This window comes from Candidatus Binataceae bacterium, from assembly GCA_035500095.1.
Lineage (GTDB): Bacteria > Desulfobacterota > Binatia > Binatales > Binataceae > JAKAVN01.
Genome location: DATJXN010000156.1, coordinates 1 through 2622, shown reverse-complemented (window position 1 = coordinate 2622; position 2622 = coordinate 1). Strand labels below are relative to the sequence as shown.

Annotated in this window: 3 protein-coding genes; all 3 read left to right on the top strand. The window is 67.0% G+C overall.

Annotation, left to right across the window (positions count from 1 at the left end; genetic code table 11):
* On the top strand, nt 1–297 hold a 297-nt coding region (locus tag VMI09_17400; protein HTQ26469.1), incomplete at its 5' end, for a shikimate kinase.
* Complete coding sequence (gene aroB / locus VMI09_17395) at nt 279–1358, top strand: 3-dehydroquinate synthase (GenBank protein ID HTQ26468.1); 1080 nt, start codon at nt 279–281, stop codon at nt 1356–1358. The genes VMI09_17400 and aroB, both read left to right, overlap by 19 nt.
* 123 nt (nt 1359–1481) lie before the next feature.
* Nucleotides 1482–2622: hypothetical protein (locus tag VMI09_17390; protein ID HTQ26467.1), on the top strand; the 1141-nt coding region annotated here is incomplete at its 3' end.

Sequence of the window (2622 nt, the reverse complement as noted above, 5' to 3'; positions counted from 1 at the left end):
ACCGGGGGCGGCGCGGTGCTCGCCGAGGCGAATCGCCGCCGGCTAGCGGCATGCGGCACGGTCGTGTATCTGCATGCGCGGCCCAGCTTGCTCTGGCAGCGCGTGCGCCACGACCGCAACCGGCCCTTGCTCGCGACTCCTGACCCGCAGAAGACGCTGGAGACGCTGTACGCGCAACGCGACCCGCTGTATCGCGAGATCGCCGCGATAGTGCTCGAGACCGGACGCCAGAGCGCGCAGACGCTCGCCAAGGAGCTGCTGAGCCGGCTCCAGGACTCATGCCGACTGTCCGCCTAGAGCTCGGCGCGCGGGCGTACTCGATCGACATCGGCGCGGGGCTGCTCGACGAGGCGGCGCTCTACCGGCCATGGATCGGCTCCGGGCAGGTCGCGGTGGTCACGAACCGGGTGGTGGCACCGCTGTATCTCGCGCGCGTCGAGCGTGCGCTGAGGCGTGCTGGCGCGAGCCCGATCGCCGTGGTGGTCGAAGACGGCGAGCAAGCGAAGAGCTGGGAGACGCTAGACAGGGTGATCGGAGCGATGCTCGCGGCGCGCTGCGGCCGCGACGCCCTGCTGGTCGCGCTTGGCGGCGGCGTCGTCGGCGACCTCGCGGGCTTCGCGGCGGCGGTCTACCAGCGCGGCATCGCGTTTCTGCAGCTGCCGACGACGCTGCTCGCGCAAGTCGATTCGTCGGTCGGGGGCAAGACGGCGATCAATCACGCGCTCGGCAAGAACATGATCGGCGTGTTCCATCAACCGCGTGCAGTGATCGCCGATGTGGCGACTCTGGAGACATTACCGGACCGGGAGCTGAGCGCCGGTCTCGCCGAAGTCATCAAGCACGGCCTGATTCTGGACCTGGAGTTCGTTGAATGGCTTGAAGCAAACATGGCAAAGCTGCGCGCTCGCCGGCCGCAGGCGCTGCAATTCGCGGTGCAACGCTGTTGTGAGCTGAAGGCTCGGGTCGTGGCGGCGGACGAGCGCGAGAGCGGGCTGCGCGCAATCCTGAATTTCGGCCACACCTTCGGCCATGCCATCGAGCTAGGGCTCGGCTACGGCGACTGGCTGCATGGCGAAGCGGTCGCTGCCGGCATGGTCATGGCAGCCGAACTTTCGATGCGCTCCGGCGGCCTGGGCGCCGCGGAAGTCGCGCGCGTGCGTACCCTGATCGAGAGCGCCGGACTGCCGGTCCGCGGGCCAGCGCTCGAGAGCGCCCGCCTGCTCGAGCTGATGCGGGGCGACAAGAAGGCGGTGGCCGGCGGGCTGCGCTTTGTGCTCCTGGATGCCCTCGGCCGAGCCAGCCTGCGCGAAAACATAGATCCGCGGCTGGTTTCCGACAGCATCGCCGCATCTGCCTAGGCGGCCCGCGGCGCCGCAGCCTTGTAACGCCGTAGTCCCGCAGGTATATTTCAAAGTTCGCCCCGAGTTTTTGTGCGGCGCCGCGAAATGGCGGTTTTGGCTTTGGATATCAATATCTTGCACATGAGCGAGCGATTTCATCCTGGAGTTCAGGGACTCTACGACCCGGCGCACGAGCACGATGCTTGCGGCGTCGGCTTTGTCGCGCACATCAAGGGCAGGAAATCGCACGCGATCATCGATCAAGGACTCACGATTCTGAAGAATCTCACCCACCGCGGCGCGGTGGGCTGGGACCCGAAGCTGTCGGATGGCGCCGGCATCCTGATCCAGATTCCCGATCGTTTCCTGCGCGAGGAGATGGCCGCGCGCGGCGTCGCGTTGCCTCCGCCGGGCCGCTACGGCGTCGGCATGATCTTCCTGCCGCGCGATCCGGCGAGCCGGCTCGCCTGCGAATACGAAATCGAGCGCGCCATCAAGGACGAGGGTCAGGAGCTGCTCGGCTGGCGGGACGTGCCGGTGGACAATTCGGACCTCGCCGAGCCGGCGCGCAAGCTCGAGCCGGTGATCCGCCAGGTGTTCATCGGCCCCGGCGCCGGCGTCACGGTCACCGATGCGCTCGAGCGCAAGCTCTACATCATCCGCAAGAGCTCCGGTCACGCCATCCGGTCCCTCCGGCTGCAGCACGGCGGCGAATTCTACGTGCCGTCGATGTCGGCGCGCACGCTCTGCTACAAGGGCATGCTGATGGCCTATCAGGTCGGTGAGTACTACCTCGACCTGAAGGACCCGCGCGCCGACTCGGCGCTCGCGCTGGTGCACCAACGTTTCTCGACCAACACTTTCCCTTCGTGGGATCTAGCGCACCCGTTCCGGATGATCTGCCACAACGGCGAGATCAACACGGTACGCGGCAACGTCAACTGGATCCGCGCCCGCCAGGGCGCGATCTCGAGCCCGGTGCTGGGGGAGGATCTCGGCAAGATCTGGCCGCTGATCTATGACGGCCAGTCCGACTCGGCCTCGTTCGACAACGCGCTCGAGCTACTGGTTATGGGCGGCTACCCGGTTGCGCATGCCGTGATGATGATGATCCCGGAAGCGTGGGAGAACCACGCGCTGATGGATCCGAGCCGGCGCGCCTTTTACGAGTACCACGCCGCGATGATGGAGCCTTGGGACGGTCCGGCGTCGATCGCCTTCACCGACGGCCGCCAGATCGGCGCGACGCTGGATCGCAACGGCCTGCGTCCTTCGCGCTACA

Excerpts from the sequence above, each read along its gene's own strand:
- aroB (HTQ26468.1), top strand. The coding sequence starts at position 279 with ATGCCGACTGTCCGCCTAGAGCTCGGCGCGCGGGCGTACTCGATCGAC.